16 protein-coding genes are annotated in these 14,306 nt (G+C 65.6%); 8 read left to right on the top strand and 8 right to left on the bottom strand.

Annotated features, from left to right (window positions below; translation table 11 throughout):
- Positions 1–5: 5 nt before the first annotated feature.
- Complete coding sequence (gene lysA / locus HNP49_RS03215) at positions 6–1,253, bottom strand: diaminopimelate decarboxylase (RefSeq protein WP_184680544.1); 1,248 nt, start codon at positions 1,251–1,253, stop codon at positions 6–8.
- A 9-nt stretch (positions 1,254–1,262) separates the two neighbouring features.
- The gene (gene lptM / locus HNP49_RS03210) at positions 1,263–1,400 is read right to left on the bottom strand and encodes an LPS translocon maturation chaperone LptM (RefSeq protein ID WP_095939696.1); all 138 of its coding nucleotides are present in this window, start codon (positions 1,398–1,400) and stop codon (positions 1,263–1,265) included.
- A 165-nt stretch (positions 1,401–1,565) separates the two neighbouring features.
- Between lptM and HNP49_RS03205 the strand changes: the two genes are divergently transcribed.
- From HNP49_RS03205 to rnk, 4 genes are all read left to right on the top strand, one after another.
- Complete coding sequence (locus tag HNP49_RS03205) at positions 1,566–2,600, top strand: AraC family transcriptional regulator (protein WP_184680542.1); 1,035 nt, start codon at positions 1,566–1,568, stop codon at positions 2,598–2,600.
- 82 nt (positions 2,601–2,682) lie between these two features.
- Positions 2,683–3,015, top strand: a complete 333-nt coding sequence (cyaY, locus tag HNP49_RS03200) for an iron donor protein CyaY (protein WP_184680541.1) — start codon at positions 2,683–2,685, stop codon at positions 3,013–3,015.
- Complete coding sequence (locus tag HNP49_RS03195; RefSeq protein ID WP_184680539.1) at positions 2,936–3,211, top strand: DUF1289 domain-containing protein; 276 nt, start codon at positions 2,936–2,938, stop codon at positions 3,209–3,211. Before cyaY ends, HNP49_RS03195 begins: the two co-directional genes overlap by 80 nt.
- Before the next feature lie 120 nt (positions 3,212–3,331).
- Positions 3,332–3,739 (top strand): nucleoside diphosphate kinase regulator, encoded by a 408-nt coding sequence (gene rnk / locus HNP49_RS03190; protein ID WP_184680537.1) that lies wholly within the window; start codon positions 3,332–3,334, stop codon positions 3,737–3,739.
- 6 nt (positions 3,740–3,745) lie between these two features.
- Here rnk and HNP49_RS03185 read toward each other — a convergent pair whose 3' ends face one another.
- The 6 genes from HNP49_RS03185 to argH form a co-directional block, all read right to left on the bottom strand.
- The gene (locus HNP49_RS03185) at positions 3,746–6,589 is read right to left on the bottom strand and encodes a class I adenylate cyclase (RefSeq protein ID WP_184680536.1); all 2,844 of its coding nucleotides are present in this window, start codon (positions 6,587–6,589) and stop codon (positions 3,746–3,748) included.
- Between the two features lie 60 nt (positions 6,590–6,649).
- Positions 6,650–6,889, bottom strand: a complete 240-nt coding sequence (locus tag HNP49_RS03180; RefSeq protein ID WP_184680534.1) for a TIGR02647 family protein — start codon at positions 6,887–6,889, stop codon at positions 6,650–6,652.
- 80 nt (positions 6,890–6,969) lie between these two features.
- Complete coding sequence (locus HNP49_RS03175; protein WP_184680533.1) at positions 6,970–7,755, bottom strand: ABC transporter substrate-binding protein; 786 nt, start codon at positions 7,753–7,755, stop codon at positions 6,970–6,972.
- A gap of 4 nt (positions 7,756–7,759) precedes the next feature.
- On the bottom strand, positions 7,760–8,044 hold the full coding sequence (locus tag HNP49_RS03170; RefSeq protein WP_184680532.1) for a hypothetical protein: 285 nt from the start codon (positions 8,042–8,044) through the stop codon (positions 7,760–7,762).
- A 150-nt stretch (positions 8,045–8,194) separates the two neighbouring features.
- On the bottom strand, positions 8,195–9,001 hold the full coding sequence (locus HNP49_RS03165; protein WP_184680531.1) for an ABC transporter substrate-binding protein: 807 nt from the start codon (positions 8,999–9,001) through the stop codon (positions 8,195–8,197).
- Positions 9,002–9,058: 57 nt separating this feature from the next.
- Complete coding sequence (gene argH / locus HNP49_RS03160; RefSeq protein ID WP_184680530.1) at positions 9,059–10,453, bottom strand: argininosuccinate lyase; 1,395 nt, start codon at positions 10,451–10,453, stop codon at positions 9,059–9,061.
- Positions 10,454–10,667: 214 nt separating this feature from the next.
- Between argH and HNP49_RS03155 the strand changes: the two genes are divergently transcribed.
- The 4 genes from HNP49_RS03155 (at position 10,668) to HNP49_RS03140 (ending at position 14,284) form a co-directional block, all read left to right on the top strand.
- Entirely contained in the window at positions 10,668–11,750 is a 1,083-nt protein-coding gene (locus HNP49_RS03155) for a sensor histidine kinase (protein ID WP_184680529.1), read from the top strand.
- Entirely contained in the window at positions 11,747–12,493 is a 747-nt protein-coding gene (locus HNP49_RS03150) for a LytTR family DNA-binding domain-containing protein (RefSeq protein ID WP_184680528.1), read from the top strand. The genes HNP49_RS03155 and HNP49_RS03150 overlap by 4 nt, the downstream gene beginning before the upstream one ends.
- A 94-nt stretch (positions 12,494–12,587) precedes the next feature.
- A complete protein-coding gene (gene hemC / locus HNP49_RS03145; RefSeq protein ID WP_184680527.1) occupies positions 12,588–13,529 on the top strand; it encodes a hydroxymethylbilane synthase in 942 nt (313 codons plus the stop codon).
- Positions 13,526–14,284 (top strand): uroporphyrinogen-III synthase, encoded by a 759-nt coding sequence (locus HNP49_RS03140; protein WP_311772058.1) that lies wholly within the window; start codon positions 13,526–13,528, stop codon positions 14,282–14,284. The genes hemC and HNP49_RS03140 overlap by 4 nt, the downstream gene beginning before the upstream one ends.
- Positions 14,285–14,306 lie beyond the last annotated feature (22 nt).

Here is a 14,306-nt window from a genome sequence, read left to right as displayed (position 1 = left end):
GTCGCTTACTCCGGCAGCAGGCTTTCGCCGGCATAGAGTTCCTCGAGCGTCTCGCGACGGCGTACTTCGAAAGCCTGTTCGCCATCCACCAGCACCTCTGCGGCGCGGCCGCGGGTGTTGTAGTTGGAACTCATAACGAAGCCGTAGGCGCCGGCTGAGCATACGGCCAGCAGGTCGCCTTCTTCGAGCACCAGCTCGCGGTTCTTGGCCAGGAAGTCGCCGGTCTCGCAGATCGGGCCGACCAGATCGTAGGCGCGGGCTTCACCTTCGCGCGGGCTGACCGGCACCACGTCCATCCAGGCCTGGTACAGGGCTGGGCGGATCAGGTCGTTCATCGCCGCATCGATGATGGCGAAGTCCTTGTGTTCGGTGTGCTTGAGGTATTCCACGCGGGTCAGCAGCACGCCGGCATTGGCCACGATGGAGCGGCCCGGCTCGAACACCAGCGCCAGATTGCGACCGGCAATGCGCTCGCGCACGGCGGCGATGTAGTCACCGGCCAGCGGCGGGGTTTCGTCCTTGTAGCGCACGCCGAGGCCGCCACCGAGGTCGAGGTGCTCGATGCGGATGCCGCGGGCGGCCAGACGGTCGATCAGCGCCAGCAGGCGGTCGAGGGCATCGAGGAAGGGCGGCAGGCTGGTCAGCTGCGAGCCGATATGGCAGTCGACACCGACCACCTTGAGGTTCGGCAGCTCGGCGGCGCGGGCATAAACGGCTTCCGCGTCGGCGATGGCGATGCCGAACTTGTTTTCCTTGAGGCCGGTGGAGATGTACGGGTGGGTGCCAGCATCGACGTCCGGATTGACCCGCAGGGAGATCGCGGCAACCTTGCCCAGCTCGGCGGCGACGACCTGCAGGCGCTCCAACTCGACGGTGGATTCGACGTTGAAGCAGTGCACGCCGACGTCCAGCGCGCGGCGCATGTCGTCACGGCTCTTGCCGACACCGGAGAAGACGATCTTGTCGGCCTTGCCGCCGGCGGCCAGTACTCGCTCCAGCTCGCCACGCGAGACGATATCGAAACCGGCACCCAGACGGGCCAGCACATTCAGCACGCCGAGGTTGGAGTTGGCCTTGACGGCAAAGCACACCAGATGCGGCATGCCAGTCAGGGCATCGGCATAGGCGCGGTACTGCGCTTCGATATGGGCGCGCGAGTAGACGTAGGTCGGCGTGCCAAAGCGCTCGGCAACGGCGGACAGGGCCACGCCTTCCGCGAACAGCTGGCCGTCGCGGCGGGAGAAAGCTTCCATGATTACCCCTTAGAGAAAGACGTCTTTGTCGCGTTCTTTGACTGCGTCTTGGTCATCCGGATGGTACAGCGGACCTTTCTGGCCGCAGCCCGTCAGGGCACCGGCGAGGACGACGAGGGCGAGGAAGGGAAGCAGCAGGCGCTTCATGGCGGAATCCTTTGCAAAATCGTGAATGGCCCGGAGTATACCGACCCCCCGGCGCCTTGCCTATGCGCTGTCAAGCCCGTCTGGCGGGCCTTTCGCGGGGTATCACTGCCCAGAGCGGGCGTGCTTGTGGCAGGCTGTCGGCGCGTGAATCATCAAGGAGTGGATATGCAGCCGTTGGCGACACTGGCCAGCTCGGTTTCCGTGGCGTACCTGCAGGGGCTGGTCGACTATCTCGCGCGCCTAGGCATCGAGCCGGCGCAGTTGCTGGCGCGGGCCCAACTGAGCCCGGAAATTCTGGCCCAGCGCGACCAGCGCATAGCCGCCAGCACCTACCTGGAGCTGCTGGGGCAGGGCGTGCGCCTGAGTGGCGACGACTGTCTCGGCCTGCACCTGGGCGAAGCCATCCGTCCCGGCTACTACGGCGTGCTCGGCTACCTGATCATGAGCTGCCCGACGCTGGCCGATGCACTGCACCGGCAGGCCCGCTACGCCGCGCTGGTGGGCAATCTGGGGCATATCGAGCTGGAGGACTGGCCCCAGGGCGACAGCCCCGAGCCGCTGGTGGTGCATCGCTGGACGCCGCTGCTGCCGCAGCAACAACGGCAGATCGCCGAAGAGACGCTGGCTGGCTGGGTGACTTTCGGCCGCTGGGTCACCGGGCTCGAGGAGCCGCCTTTGGAAGTGCACTTCCAGCATCCGGTTCCGGCCGATACCCGTGAGCACCAGCGTCTGTTCCGCTGCCCGGTGAAATTTTCCCAGACGCAGAATGCCCTGATTTTCCCCAAGCGCCTGCTGAGCCTGCCGCTGGGCCAGGCCGATGCGCAGGTACGCCTGATGCTGGATGCCTACGCGGACCGCCGGCTGAGTGAGATCGAGCAGGGTCACAGCGTGCTCGACCGCGCCCGCGCGCTGCTGGCGCGGCAGTTGCCGGAGCAGGGTATTGAACTGGAGCAACTGGCGGCGCAGCTGGCCTTGAGTCCGCGCACTTTGCAGCGGCGCCTGCGCGAGGCGGGGCTGTCGTTCAGCCAGTTGGTCGATGAAACCCGCCAGCAACTGGTGTTGCACTACCTGCGCGACCCGGCGCTGGAGCTGGCCGATATCGCCTTTCTGGTCGGTTTCAGCGAGGCCGGCTCGCTGGCCCGAGCCTTCCGCCGTTGGACCGGGCAGACGCCGGCCGAATACCGCCGCCAGCACAATTGAACGTGCCAAAGCGCCCCGGCTTGGGGATACTGAGCAGCTCATCAACCTGCGGATGCAGGCAACATTTTTTGAGGGTGCGGTAATGAGTTTGAGTGAAGCGCGGTTCCATGATCTGGTCGATGCCACCCAGCAGGCGATCGAGGATGTGCTGGATGACTGCGATCTGGATATCGACCTAGAGAACAGTGCTGGCGTGCTCACCGTGCGCTTCGAGAATGGCAGCCAGTTGATCTTCAGCCGTCAGGAGCCACTGCGTCAGCTGTGGGTGGCGGCGCGCTCCGGTGGCTTCCATTTCGACTACGACGCCGAGAGCCAGCGCTGGCTGTGCGACAGCAATGACGAGCCGCTGGGCGAGCTGCTGCTGCGCGTCACCGCCGAGCAGGCCGGTGAAGCCATTGAGTTCGAAGACCTCTGATCCCGCCAGCGGGCCGCCTTCTGCCGGCCCTGCTTCGCCCTGCGTGCGCCAGTGTTGCCTGGATGCGCAGGACATCTGCCTCGGTTGCGGTCGCAGCCTTAGCGAAATCCTCGAATGGGGTCCGGCCGATGCGGCGCGGCGCCAGGCCATCTGCGCTGTGGCGCAGGCCCGGCGGCAGGCACGCGCGGCGCGCTGACCCAGCGGTCTTGCTTATTCCCCCGCCTGTGGTACGGTCGGTTTTATCTGACCAGTCGTTCAGCAAACCCCGCCTTCGGGCGGGGTTTTCTTTTTTGTCATGAGGAGCGCCGTACACACCATGAGTCTCAACCCGCCGATCACCATCACCCGTCTCGATCTGCAGCGCCTGGAGCGCCTGCTCGACAGCCTGGAGGACTTCGGCCCGAGTGCCCGTGCTCTGGAAACAGAGCTGGCGCGGGCCCAGGTGGTGGGGCATGACGAGGTGCCGGCTGGTGTGGTGACGATGAATTCGCGGGTGCATTGCCGCGAGGAAAGCAGCGGCAAGGATTACCACCTGACCCTGGTATTTCCCGAGGACGCCGGCGCCGAGGGGCGTGTGTCGATCCTCGCGCCGGTCGGCTGTGCCCTGCTTGGTCTGTCGGTGGGCCAGCAGATCGACTGGCCGGGGCCGGCCGGTAAGCCGTTGCGCCTGACCCTGCTGGCCGTGGAGTATCAGCCCGAAGCCGCCGGTGCTTACCAGCACTGAGCCTTGTCAGGCCTCCTGCAGGGCCTGATTCAGCGCCTGCTCCAACTCGGCCTTGTAGCGCAGGTAGTGCAGGGTCTCCACCGCGGCTCCGCCAGGGGTGGCGGAGAGATCGAGGTCGGTGATGTAGCAGGGGTAACGCTGACCGCCCTCGCGCTGGGCGAGAATGTGCCGGGCCACCGCCGGGAACAGCCCGGTGCCGTACTCCAGCTCGGAAAACTCACGGTGGTTGCAGTACAGGGTGACATGCCGGCGGTTGCCGGCACTCTGTTCGATGATCGCCTGCACCGGGTAGTAGGGCTGGCGCTCTGCCTGTTGCGGGGCACCGCGACGCTCCAGGCTCTGGGCGCGACCCGGCAGGGGCGGCAGCAGTTCGTAGTAGCGCAGCTCCAGCGGCTGGCCGGGCAGGTCGCTGAGTGATTTCAGCGCACTCTGGCGCTGCTGCACCGAGCTGAGGAAGCGCTGCAGCGGAGTCAGCAGACTCTGTTCGTCACGAAACGGCAGGCGCTGGCGCCACAGCGCGTTGCGTTCATCCAGCACGTGCAGTTCGGCTGCCTCGCCATCGCGGCGGTAGAACACCTGCACGCAGCCAGGCTTGCCCTGCGGCAGGATCAGCGCCAGGTCCTCGCCCTCCAGGGCATGGCGGTCCAGGGCCAGTGGGCTGAAGTCGCTCTGTTCCTCGCCCAGCAGGCTGATCAGGGCGGCGATGCCGTTGACCGCTTGGTAGCTGACCTGGCCGGGAGTCAGATCGAACAGGTAGAAACGCTGCTGGATCTGCAGGAGGAAACGACTGCGCCCGCTGTTCTGGCAGGCAATGACTTCCTGGAACAGCTCCTCGACCCGGCGGGCAATGGCCGGCGCGCGGTTGCGGCAGAAACAGCGCACTTGCAGGCGCGGTGCCGGGCCGCTGGCTGGCAGGGCATTGAGGTAGTCGCGCAGGCTGTCGAGCAGGGCGTTGGCGCTGTCGTAGCGACTGACCTGCAGCTCGTTCCAGCTGTTCAGGCAGACCTGATCCAGGCTCAGTACCAGATTCTCGCGCAGGCCGGCGTAGCCCAGCGAGTCAGTGCGTTCGCTGGTCATGTGGATGTTCTGCTGGCTGTGCTGGCGCAGCGGGTCGAGGCCGACGTTGACCAGCAGCAGCACCTCGCTCGGCCGGCTCGGTTCGAGCAGGGCCTGGTCGTCCACCTCCGGCAGTGGCAGGGCGAAGCTGTGCTGCAGGCTGCCGAGCAGGTTGGACAGTTCGAAATCGTTGAGGTCGCTCTCGCCGGGCTGGATGGCGATCCGCGAACTGTTGTCGATCACGCCGTTGCGCTGCGCCCAGGCCAGCAGTTCGATCAGGTGGCGGCTGCGCTTGAGCGGCGAGTGATCCTGCCATTCGCTGCCGGCCAGGCTGCCGGCAAACAGCGCCCACTGCTGCTCCTGGTCATCCTCGGGGCTCGGGCATTGCACCAGGCTGAGCAGCTCCTCGGCCAGGTCAGGGGCGATGCCGGGGTTGATGAATTCGACCTTGCCGGCCTTGCGCTCGAAAGCGGCGTACAGGCGCCGGCCGAGGATGCCCATGTCGCGGCCGCTCAGCGGGCTGGCAACTTGCAGTTGGCGGGCGAACTGGGCAAGGAATCGGTAGGTGTAGGTCAGCTCGTTGACCAGGGCGCGGCGTTCGCTCTGGACCTGGCGGACCTTCCAGCTGTCGCGGGCATCCAGGCGCTCCCACTGGCGCTGGTCCCAGTGCCAGTCGGCGGTCAGGCGTTCCAGCAGCAGGCGCTGCCAGCTCTTCCTGCGGTTGCGCGGCGGCTTGCTGAGCTTCTTGCCGACCTTCAGGTACAGACAGCGGCGCACCAGTTCCAGACGCTCCTGCTCGTCGCGCTGGCCGAGGTATTCCTCCAGACGGCGGTAAATGACCATGTACGGATCGAGCTCGTCGGCATCCAGCTGGTTGGCGAATACCGCCTCCTTGAAACGCAGCGACAGGCAGCGGGTGTTGGGGTGCTCGCTGGCGTAGACCTCGGTGAGCAGCAGCTTGAGCACCGACTTGAACGGCGAGTGGATGCCCTTGAACAGTTGCCACATGCCGGCACCGATGAACTCGCTGGGCGGGATGTGGGCGAGGTGGCCGAGGTCGATGACCTCGTCGGCGCGGACGAAGCGCTTGCTCAGCAGGGCCTGGGTGAACTCGGCGTAGCGCGCCTCGTCCTTGACCGGCACCAGCCACCACAGCGGAGTGCGTCCGCCCAGCCAGATCGCCGTGCGGTAGAACTCGTCGAGCAGCAGGTAGTGCTGGGTGGTGCCGCAGTCGTCGGAGGTCAGCCTGGCTTCGCGATCCTCGCGGCTGAAGGTGCCGGGGTTGATCAGGAAGCAGTGCAGCTCGGTGCCCTGGCTGGAGGCCCAGGCCTCCAGCAGCTGGCACTTGCGTTGCAGTTCGGTGACTTCCGCGGTGGACAATTCCGGCGAGTGGCACACCCATAGGTCGAGGTCGCTTTCCTCGGCCTGGGCCACGGTGCCCAGGCTGCCCATGAGGAAGAGTGCCTGGATAGGCTGTGGCGGGTTGCCGCGGCGGGGCTTGTAGCTGAACGAGCGGGTCAGGCGCTGGGCTTCGGCGAGCAGATCGTCGTCCGGCTCGAAACCGCTGAGGCCCGCAGGGGTGCTGGCCGAGACATAGCCCGGCAGCAGCGGATGGTTGACGTGGAACAGCAGCGGCAGCAGGCGCAGGACCAGCTGTTGGCGGGTCGACAGGGCGCTGCTGGCGCGCTGCAGGCGGGTCTGGTTGAGGCTGAGGAAGCGCCCGCGCAGGCGCGCCAGCTCCTTGCGGTCAATGCCTTCGTCGATATCCAGATGGATGTGCGGTTGGCGGATCATGGACTGCATTCCATCCGGCGCGGGTTGGGTTCCGCTATATCGTCTGCCTGGCCCGGCGCTTTAGGGTTTGGAGTTGAGGATGGTCAGCAGGGCCTGGGCGTGCTCGGCGGCATCCAGGCCGAGGCTGGTCAGGTAGCCACCATCGGCGGCGCTGATCAGACCTTTCTGATGCAGGCGGGTGACGGCGCCGATCGCCTTGGAGTTGGCATTGTTATGCACCTTGATGCCTTCCTGGTGGTTGTCCAGGTTGTACAGGGCCAGCAGTTCCAGTTCGGCGATCATATCGGGAGTAAACGTCATGGGTGCCTCCACGGCAGGGGAAGGGGGCTGCCTTCGCACGGGCAGCTGACTGCAGTCTAGGTGTTCGGCAAGACTCGCGCCTAGTGACGGGTGTCAGCTTTCAGTAGTGTCGGCCGCTGATGCTGCCATTGGCTGAGAATCTGCTGGTAGCGCCCGTTTTTGGCAATGATCTGCATGCCCCGCTCGAACTGTTGCAGCAGGCGGCGGGCGTCGCGATGCTCGCGGGAAAAGCTGAGGAACAGCTCGGCCTGGTGCGCCGTGTACACGGGTTGAAAGAGCCCCTGCAGGCTGGGGTTGTCGCGGAACAACTGCTCGCTGGTGCCGCGGAAGGCGATGCTGTAATCGACCCTGCCGCGTTCGAGCATGCGGAAGCCGTTGATGTCCTGGCGCACGGCAATGCGCTGCACGCCGCTGTAGCCATCGAAGCTCGGGCCGTACTCATAACCAAGGGTGACGGCGATGCGCCGGCCGCTGAGATCTGCCAGCTGGGTCAGTGGCGTTGCCTGGCTGCGACGTGTCCAGATCAGGATGTCGTCGTTGAACAGTGCTTGCCGAGGCAGGCGGAAATCATGCCGGACTTGCTCGTCTGGAGTGGTATTGAAGCAGCCGGCCAGCTTGCCGATGCGTGCCAGATACATGCAGCGTGCATAGGGGTAGGCGATCAGTTCGACAGGCGTGTCGGCGGCGGCGAAGGCCGCGCGCACAATGTCGGCGGACATGCCGCGAATCTCGCCATCGCGCAGCGCGGTGTAGGGATACCAATCGTCTTCGGCGCCGATCTGCGGCAGTGGCGCGGCCAGCGTCAGACGGCCCAGCAGTGCGAGCAGCAGGGGGCTCAGGTGGCGCAGCCGGCCCCACCTGATCATGTCGCTACGCCTCGTCCGGCAGCGTCGGCAGGGCGCGCAATGCCTGTTCGTACCAGGGCAGGTCGAAGGGGCGATCGGCGTCGAGCATGGCGCTGACCTCATGGGCCAGCACCTGAGCCATTAGCTCCAGGGCTTCTTCGGCCGGATAGCCAACCAGCGTCAGCTTGTTGAAGGTGGCGCGGGCTGCGGGCGGGCTGTCGGCGTCGATCTGGTTCTGCACGGCTTCCAGCAGGCGCTCGGCGGCGAAGTCTTCATCATCTTCGGCATTGTTTTGTACGGGGTCGTTCATGTCGATTTTTCCCTCGTCGAGTTGGCACCGGCAGCACTGAGCTGGTAGCGCGGACGTTCATGATCAGGCATGGCGGTCCCCATGGGCTGCAGCAATAACCTTGTGCCCAGTGTGGCATAGCCCTGCGTTCAAGTGCAGGGGGCTGGGTTGTCAGGGTGCCGGCGTATCCAGGTAGTAACGGTCGGTCAGAGGTTTGCCGTGGCGACGGGTCAGCAGCTCGCGCAGGGTGCCGTCATCGAGCATGCTCTGGATATGCTGCTGCAGGTGGGCGAGTTCCTCCGGCCCCAGGCTCAGGCGCGACAGGTAGGCGCCGGTGGCAAAGGCATCGGCTTCGGCGATACGGATCAGCTGCAGCTGATCGTGCAGGGCGAGATCGTCGACCTCCTTCTGGTACAGCCCGGCCGGCATGATGGTGCCCTGGATGCGTCCGGCCTGCAGGCGCAGGAACACATTGTGCGGGTCGGCCGCGTACTGCACGCGGTTGCCATCCAGCAGGGCGATCTGGTCGTCCAGCGCCGGACCGTTGGAGTGGCCGCGTACCAGTCCCAGCTGCAGGGTCGGTTGGGCGAGGAAGTCGCTCAGCGAGTGGATCTGCGGCGCTAGTTCGCGGCGGATCAGCAGATCGCTGTGGCCGCGGAAGTACTCGATGAACACGCCGAGGTGATCGCGCTCGGGGGTGCGGATGGTCGGGGTGATCAGGTCGACTTCCTGGTTTTCCAGGAGGTACCAGGAGCGTGCGCGCGGCACGGCCGTCAGATTGAAACGACAGCCGGAGCGGCGGCTCAGTTCGGCATAGAAATCGAAGGACGAACCGGTGGGCTGGCCCTGGGCGTCGAGGTAATAGCTGTAGCCGATCGGCGATACGCCGACGCGGTAATCGCGCGGACAGTCATGTGCCAGGCAGGGGCCGGCGACGATCAGCAGCAGGCCCGCTAGCAGGCGACGTAGGTTTGGCATGCAGGCGGTGATAGCCTCACGCGCTGCCGGTCGTGTGAGCGACAGCGCGTGCAGCAATCAGCGGCTGGCCAGCAGTTGCTGGCCGCGGGTCACGGCGGCGCGTACCTGGTTCGGCGCGGTGCCGCCGATATGGTCGCGGGCGTTGACCGAGCCTTCCAGGGTCAGCACGGCGAACACGTCGCCTTCGATCTTGTCACTGAACTGGCGCAGCTCGTCCAGGCTCATCTCGGCCAGGTCCTTGCCTGTTTGCACGCCGTACTTCACCGCGTGGCCGACGATCTCGTGACAGTCGCGGAAGGGCAGACCCTTGCGCACCAGATAGTCGGCGAGGTCGGTGGCGGTGGAGAAGCCGCGGCGGGCCGCCTCGCGCATGATGTCCTTCTTCGGCTTGATCGCCGGGACCATGTCGGCGAAGGCGCGCAGGCTGTCGCGCAGGGTGTCGGCGGCGTCGAACAGCGGTTCCTTGTCTTCTTGGTTGTCCTTGTTATAGGCCAGCGGCTGGCCTTTCATCAGGGTCAGCAGGCCGGTCAGGGCGCCGAATACGCGGCCGGATTTGCCACGTACCAGTTCCGGCACGTCCGGGTTCTTCTTCTGCGGCATGATCGAGGAACCGGTGCAGAAGCGGTCGGGCAGGTCGATGAACTGGAACTGCGCGGAGGTCCACAGCACCAGCTCTTCGGAGAAGCGCGACAGGTGCATCATCGCCAGGGATGCGGCAGCGCAGAATTCGATGGCGAAGTCGCGGTCCGAAACGCCGTCCAGCGAGTTTCCACCGACCTGATCGAAGCCGAGCAGCTCGGCGGTGATCTCGCGGGCAATCGGGTAGGTGGTGCCGGCCAGCGCAGCCGAGCCCAGCGGCATGCGGTTGACCCGCTTGCGGCAGTCGACCAGGCGTTCGTAGTCGCGCGACAGCATCTCGAACCAGGCCAGCAGATGGTGGCCGAAGGTCACCGGCTGGGCGGTCTGCAGGTGGGTAAAACCGGGCATGATGGTGTCCGCTTCGGCTGCGGCCAGACCCAGCAGACCCTGCTGCAGGCGGGTGATCTCGGCGAGGATGAGGTCGATCTCGTCGCGCAGCCACAGGCGGATATCGGTGGCCACCTGGTCGTTGCGGCTACGTCCGGTGTGCAGCTTCTTGCCGGTGATGCCGATGCGGTCGGTCAGACGTGCTTCGATGTTCATGTGCACGTCTTCCAGGTCGACGCGCCAGTCGAACTGGCCGGCTTCGATCTCGGCCTGGATCTGCTTCAGGCCCGCTTCGATGGCGTCACGTTCCTCGGCGGTCAGTACGCCGACCTTGGCCAGCATGGTGGCGTGGGCGATCGAGCCCATGATGTCGTGGCGGTACAGGCGCTTGTCGAAATCGACGGAAGCGGTGAAGCGGGCAACGAAGGCGTCGACGGGCTCGCTGAAGCGGCCGCCCCAGGACTGGTTGGTTTTTTCAGTGCTCATGGCTGGCTCGTAGTGGGGCAGGCTGGCGCCTGCAGAACGACAAATTGTGTCGATAATAACAGGGTCGTGGCCTTGCCTGCTGCCTTTGCCTGGCAGCGTGGGGACGGGGTCGGCGTCACACTTTGCCGGTATGGGCTGCCGTTCACCGGTGGTTTTTGCCCGATCGGCACTCATACCGCTTGTCGGCCGGCTGTGTGCCGGGGAAACTCCATCCATGTTCAATCCAAGGCTCAAGCCGGCGTCTAGGCCGGCGATCGACGACGATTTCTTCCTTCCCGAGCTGTGCGAGTCGGAGGCGTTGTTCGCCCTGATTCTGCTGGCCGAGCTGCTGGTGCTGGTGCTGGTGCTGGCCGAGCCGATGCTGCCGGACTTCGACTGGGTGCGCCTGGCGCTGACCTCGCTGTTCGTGCAGTGGATCGTGCTGCTCTCGGCCGCCTGCATGTGCCGGCTGCGCCCGCTGCTGGCCCAGCTCCGGCCCTGGCTGGCGGGCTGCCTGTGCAGCGCGCTGGTGGTGGTTCTGACCCTTGCCTGCACCCTGGTGGCCGATTACTACGATCTGGGCGGGCAACTGCCGCGCAGTGGCGAGGTCAACCTGTACCTGCGCCATGCCCTGATCGCGCTGATCATGTCGGCGTTGCTGCTGCGCTATTTCTACCTGCAGAGCCAGTGGCGCCGTCAGGAACAGGCCGAGCTGCGGGCGCGCATCGAGTCGCTGCAGGCGCGCATCCGCCCGCATTTTCTGTTCAATAGCCTGAACAGCATCGCCAGTCTGGTGGCGGTGGACCCATACAAGGCCGAGCAGGCCGTGCTCGATCTGTCCGATCTGTTCCGCGCCAGCCTGGCGAAGCCCGGCACCCTGGTGCCCTGGTGCGACGAATTGGCGCTGGCCCGGCGTTATCTGTCGATCGAGCAGTACCGCCTGGGTGATCGCTTGCAACTGGAGTGGCAGGTGGAGGGTGTGCCCGATGACCTGCCGATTCCCCAATTGACCCTGCAGCCCTTGCTGGAAAATGCCCTGATCTACGGCATCCAGCCGCGTATCGAGGGCGGCCTGGTGCGGGTCGAAGGGGATTACCGCAATGGCGTGTTCAGCCTCTGCGTGAGCAATCCGTATGACGAGACCGGCGATGGTCAGCCCTCGCGCGGGACGCATCAGGCGTTGGGGAATATTGAAGCGCGACTGACGGCACTTTTCGGCGCGGCAGCTACTCTGAGTGCAGAGCGCCGTGACGGACGGCACTTCACCTGTCTACGCTATCCTTGTGAAAGACTCTCGCAGGAAGCCCGAGCGTTATGAATGTCCTGATAGTCGATGACGAACCATTAGCCCGTGAGCGCCTGGCACGCATGGTGGCCGAGCTCGAGGGTTGCCGCGTGCTCGAGCCCTCGGCCAGCAACGGCGAAGAAGCGCTGGCGCTGATCGACAGCCTCAAGCCCGATGTGGTGTTGCTGGATATCCGCATGCCGGGGCTGGATGGCCTGCAGGTGGCTGCCAAGCTGTGCGAGCGCGATGCACCGCCGGCGGTGATCTTCTGCACCGCCCACGACGAATTTGCCCTGGAAGCCTTCCAGGTCAGTGCCGTGGGCTATCTGGTCAAGCCGGTACGCCCGGAGGCGCTGCGCGAGGCACTGAAAAAGGCCGAGCGACCCAACCGGGTACAGCTGGCCGCGCTGACCAAGCCGCCCACCACCGGTGGCAGCGGGCCGCGCAGCCATATCAGTGCCCGCACGCGCAAAGGCATCGAGCTGATTCCACTGGATCAGGTGATGTTCTTCATCGCCGATCACAAGTACGTCACCCTGCGCCATGAAGGCGGAGAGGTGCTGCTGGATGAGCCGCTGAAGGCGCTGGAGGATGAGTTCGGTGAGCGCTTCGTGCGCATTCACCGCAATGCGCTGGTTTCGCGCGAGCGCATCGAGCGGCTGCAGCGTACCCCGCTGGGGCATTTCCAGTTGTTCCTGCGGGGCATGGAGACTGAGGCTCTGACGGTCAGCCGCCGGCATGTGGCGGGTGTGCGCAAGTTGATGCATCACCTCTGACTATTTCTTCAGCGTCTTTTCATTGACTTCCGGCGGGTGCACCACCCGCCGGGCTGTCTTATCATGCCGGCGTTCATTCGTATCGAGAGCCGTCATGTCTTCCCGCGAAATCCGCATTGCTACCCGCAAGAGTGCCCTGGCCCTGTGGCAGGCCGAATACGTCAAGGCTTGCCTGGAACAGGCCCACCCCGGCCTGCGCGTGAGCCTGGTGCCGATGGTCAGTCGCGGCGACAAGCTGCTCGATGCGCCGCTGGCGAAAATCGGCGGCAAGGGTCTGTTCGTCAAAGAGCTGGAAACTGCTCTGCTGGAGAACGAAGCCGACATCGCCGTGCATTCGATGAAGGATGTGCCGATGGACTTCCCCGACGGGCTTGGTCTGTTCTGCATCTGCGAGCGCGAAGACCCGCGCGATGCCTTTGTCTCCAACACCTTCGCCAGCCTCGACGAGCTGCCGGCCGGCAGCGTGGTCGGTACTTCCAGTCTGCGCCGTCAGGCCCAACTGCTGGCGCGGCGTCCGGATCTGAAAATCCAGTTCCTGCGCGGCAACGTCAATACCCGCCTTGCCAAGCTGGATGCCGGCGAGTACGACGCCATCATCCTCGCGGCCGCCGGTCTGATTCGCCTGGGTTTTGCCGAGCGCATCCGCTCCTCGATCAGCGTCGATGACAGCCTGCCGGCCGGTGGTCAGGGTGCCGTTGGCATTGAGTGCCGCACGGCCGATGCCGAGATTCATGCCCTGCTGGCACCCTTGCACCACCGTGAGACCGCTCTGCGGGTGACCGCCGAGCGCGCGCTGAATAAGCACCTCAACGGCGGCTGCCAGGTGCCGATCGCTTGCTACGCGATTCTGGAAAACGAGCAGCTGTGGCTGCGCGGTCTGGTTGGCCAGCCAGATGGTGGCTGCCTGCTGCGGGCCGAAGCTCGGGCGGCGTCGGCGGATGCTGAAACCCTGGGTGTGCAGGTGGCCGAGGCGCTGCTGGCGCAGGGCGCCGACGATATCCTGCGTGCGGTCTATGGCGAGGCCGGACATCCGTGACCTGGCGGCTGCTGATCACCCGACCGGTCGAGGAGTGTGCGGCGCTGGCCGCCACTCTGGCCGAACGGGGGGTGTTCAGCAGCGCCATGCCATTGCTGGCGATCGAGCCGCTGGCCGAGACGGCCGAGGCGCACACCACCTTCCGTGAGCTGCCACGCTACAGCGCGGTGATCGTGGTCAGCAAACCGGCCGCGCGTTTGGGGCTGGAGCTGCTGGGCCGCTACTGGGCAGAGCCGCCGGCCTTGCGCTGGTTTGCCGTCGGCGCGGCCACCGGCCAACTGCTGCACAACTATGGTGTGGATGCCTTCTGGCCGGCGAGCGGCGACGATAGCGAGGCATTGCTGGCCCTGCCTGAACTGCAGCAAGCGCTGCAGGTGTCTGATCCCCATGTACTGATTCTGCGCGGCGAGACTGGCCGAGACTTCCTCGCCGAGTGCTTGCGCGGCCAAGGCGTCACGGTTGACTATCTGCCACTCTATCGCCGTGTGCAGCCGTTCTATGCGCCCGGCGCGGTGCTGGCGCGGGTGCGTGAGCAGCGCCTCAATGGCCTGCTGGTCAGCAGTGGCGAAGGGCTGGAGCGTCTGCGCGAACTGGCCGCCGCTGACTGGCGCGAGCTACAGCACATGCCGCTGTTCGTGCCCAGCCCGCGGGTCGCCGAGCTGGCCCGACAGGCCGGCGCCACTGATGTGATTGATTGCCGGGGCGCGAGTGCGCCGGCCCTGCTGGCGGTGCTCGATTCCCGGCCCGCCCCCTAGGGCAGTTCTAAACAAGCAGCTC

The organism is Pseudomonas fluvialis, from assembly GCF_014207935.1.
Taxonomy (GTDB): domain Bacteria; phylum Pseudomonadota; class Gammaproteobacteria; order Pseudomonadales; family Pseudomonadaceae; genus Aquipseudomonas; species Aquipseudomonas fluvialis_A.
Note: the sequence above shows the minus strand (reverse complement) of the source record. Positions and strands in the feature narration are given on the sequence as shown.

What these genes read in the sequence shown, in the direction of transcription:
- HNP49_RS03195 (WP_184680539.1), top strand. Translation starts at nt 2,936, where the DNA reads ATGACGAGCCGCTGGGCGAGCTGCTGCTGCGCGTCACCGCCGAGCAGG.
- rnk (WP_184680537.1), top strand. Translation starts at nt 3,332, where the DNA reads ATGAGTCTCAACCCGCCGATCACCATCACCCGTCTCGATCTGCAGCGC.
- HNP49_RS03180 (WP_184680534.1), bottom strand. Translation starts at nt 6,889, where the DNA reads ATGACGTTTACTCCCGATATGATCGCCGAACTGGAACTGCTGGCCCTG.
- HNP49_RS03175 (WP_184680533.1), bottom strand. Translation starts at nt 7,755, where the DNA reads ATGATCAGGTGGGGCCGGCTGCGCCACCTGAGCCCCCTGCTGCTCGCA.
- HNP49_RS03155 (WP_184680529.1), top strand. Translation starts at nt 10,668, where the DNA reads ATGTTCAATCCAAGGCTCAAGCCGGCGTCTAGGCCGGCGATCGACGAC.
- lptM (WP_095939696.1), bottom strand. Translation starts at nt 1,400, where the DNA reads ATGAAGCGCCTGCTGCTTCCCTTCCTCGCCCTCGTCGTCCTCGCCGGT.
- HNP49_RS03185 (WP_184680536.1), bottom strand. Translation starts at nt 6,589, where the DNA reads ATGATCCGCCAACCGCACATCCATCTGGATATCGACGAAGGCATTGAC.
- HNP49_RS03205 (WP_184680542.1), top strand. Translation starts at nt 1,566, where the DNA reads ATGCAGCCGTTGGCGACACTGGCCAGCTCGGTTTCCGTGGCGTACCTG.
- lysA (WP_184680544.1), bottom strand. Translation starts at nt 1,253, where the DNA reads ATGGAAGCTTTCTCCCGCCGCGACGGCCAGCTGTTCGCGGAAGGCGTG.
- HNP49_RS03170 (WP_184680532.1), bottom strand. Translation starts at nt 8,044, where the DNA reads ATGAACGACCCCGTACAAAACAATGCCGAAGATGATGAAGACTTCGCC.
- cyaY (WP_184680541.1), top strand. Translation starts at nt 2,683, where the DNA reads ATGAGTTTGAGTGAAGCGCGGTTCCATGATCTGGTCGATGCCACCCAG.
- argH (WP_184680530.1), bottom strand. Translation starts at nt 10,453, where the DNA reads ATGAGCACTGAAAAAACCAACCAGTCCTGGGGCGGCCGCTTCAGCGAG.
- hemC (WP_184680527.1), top strand. Translation starts at nt 12,588, where the DNA reads ATGTCTTCCCGCGAAATCCGCATTGCTACCCGCAAGAGTGCCCTGGCC.
- HNP49_RS03165 (WP_184680531.1), bottom strand. Translation starts at nt 9,001, where the DNA reads ATGCCAAACCTACGTCGCCTGCTAGCGGGCCTGCTGCTGATCGTCGCC.
- HNP49_RS03150 (WP_184680528.1), top strand. Translation starts at nt 11,747, where the DNA reads ATGAATGTCCTGATAGTCGATGACGAACCATTAGCCCGTGAGCGCCTG.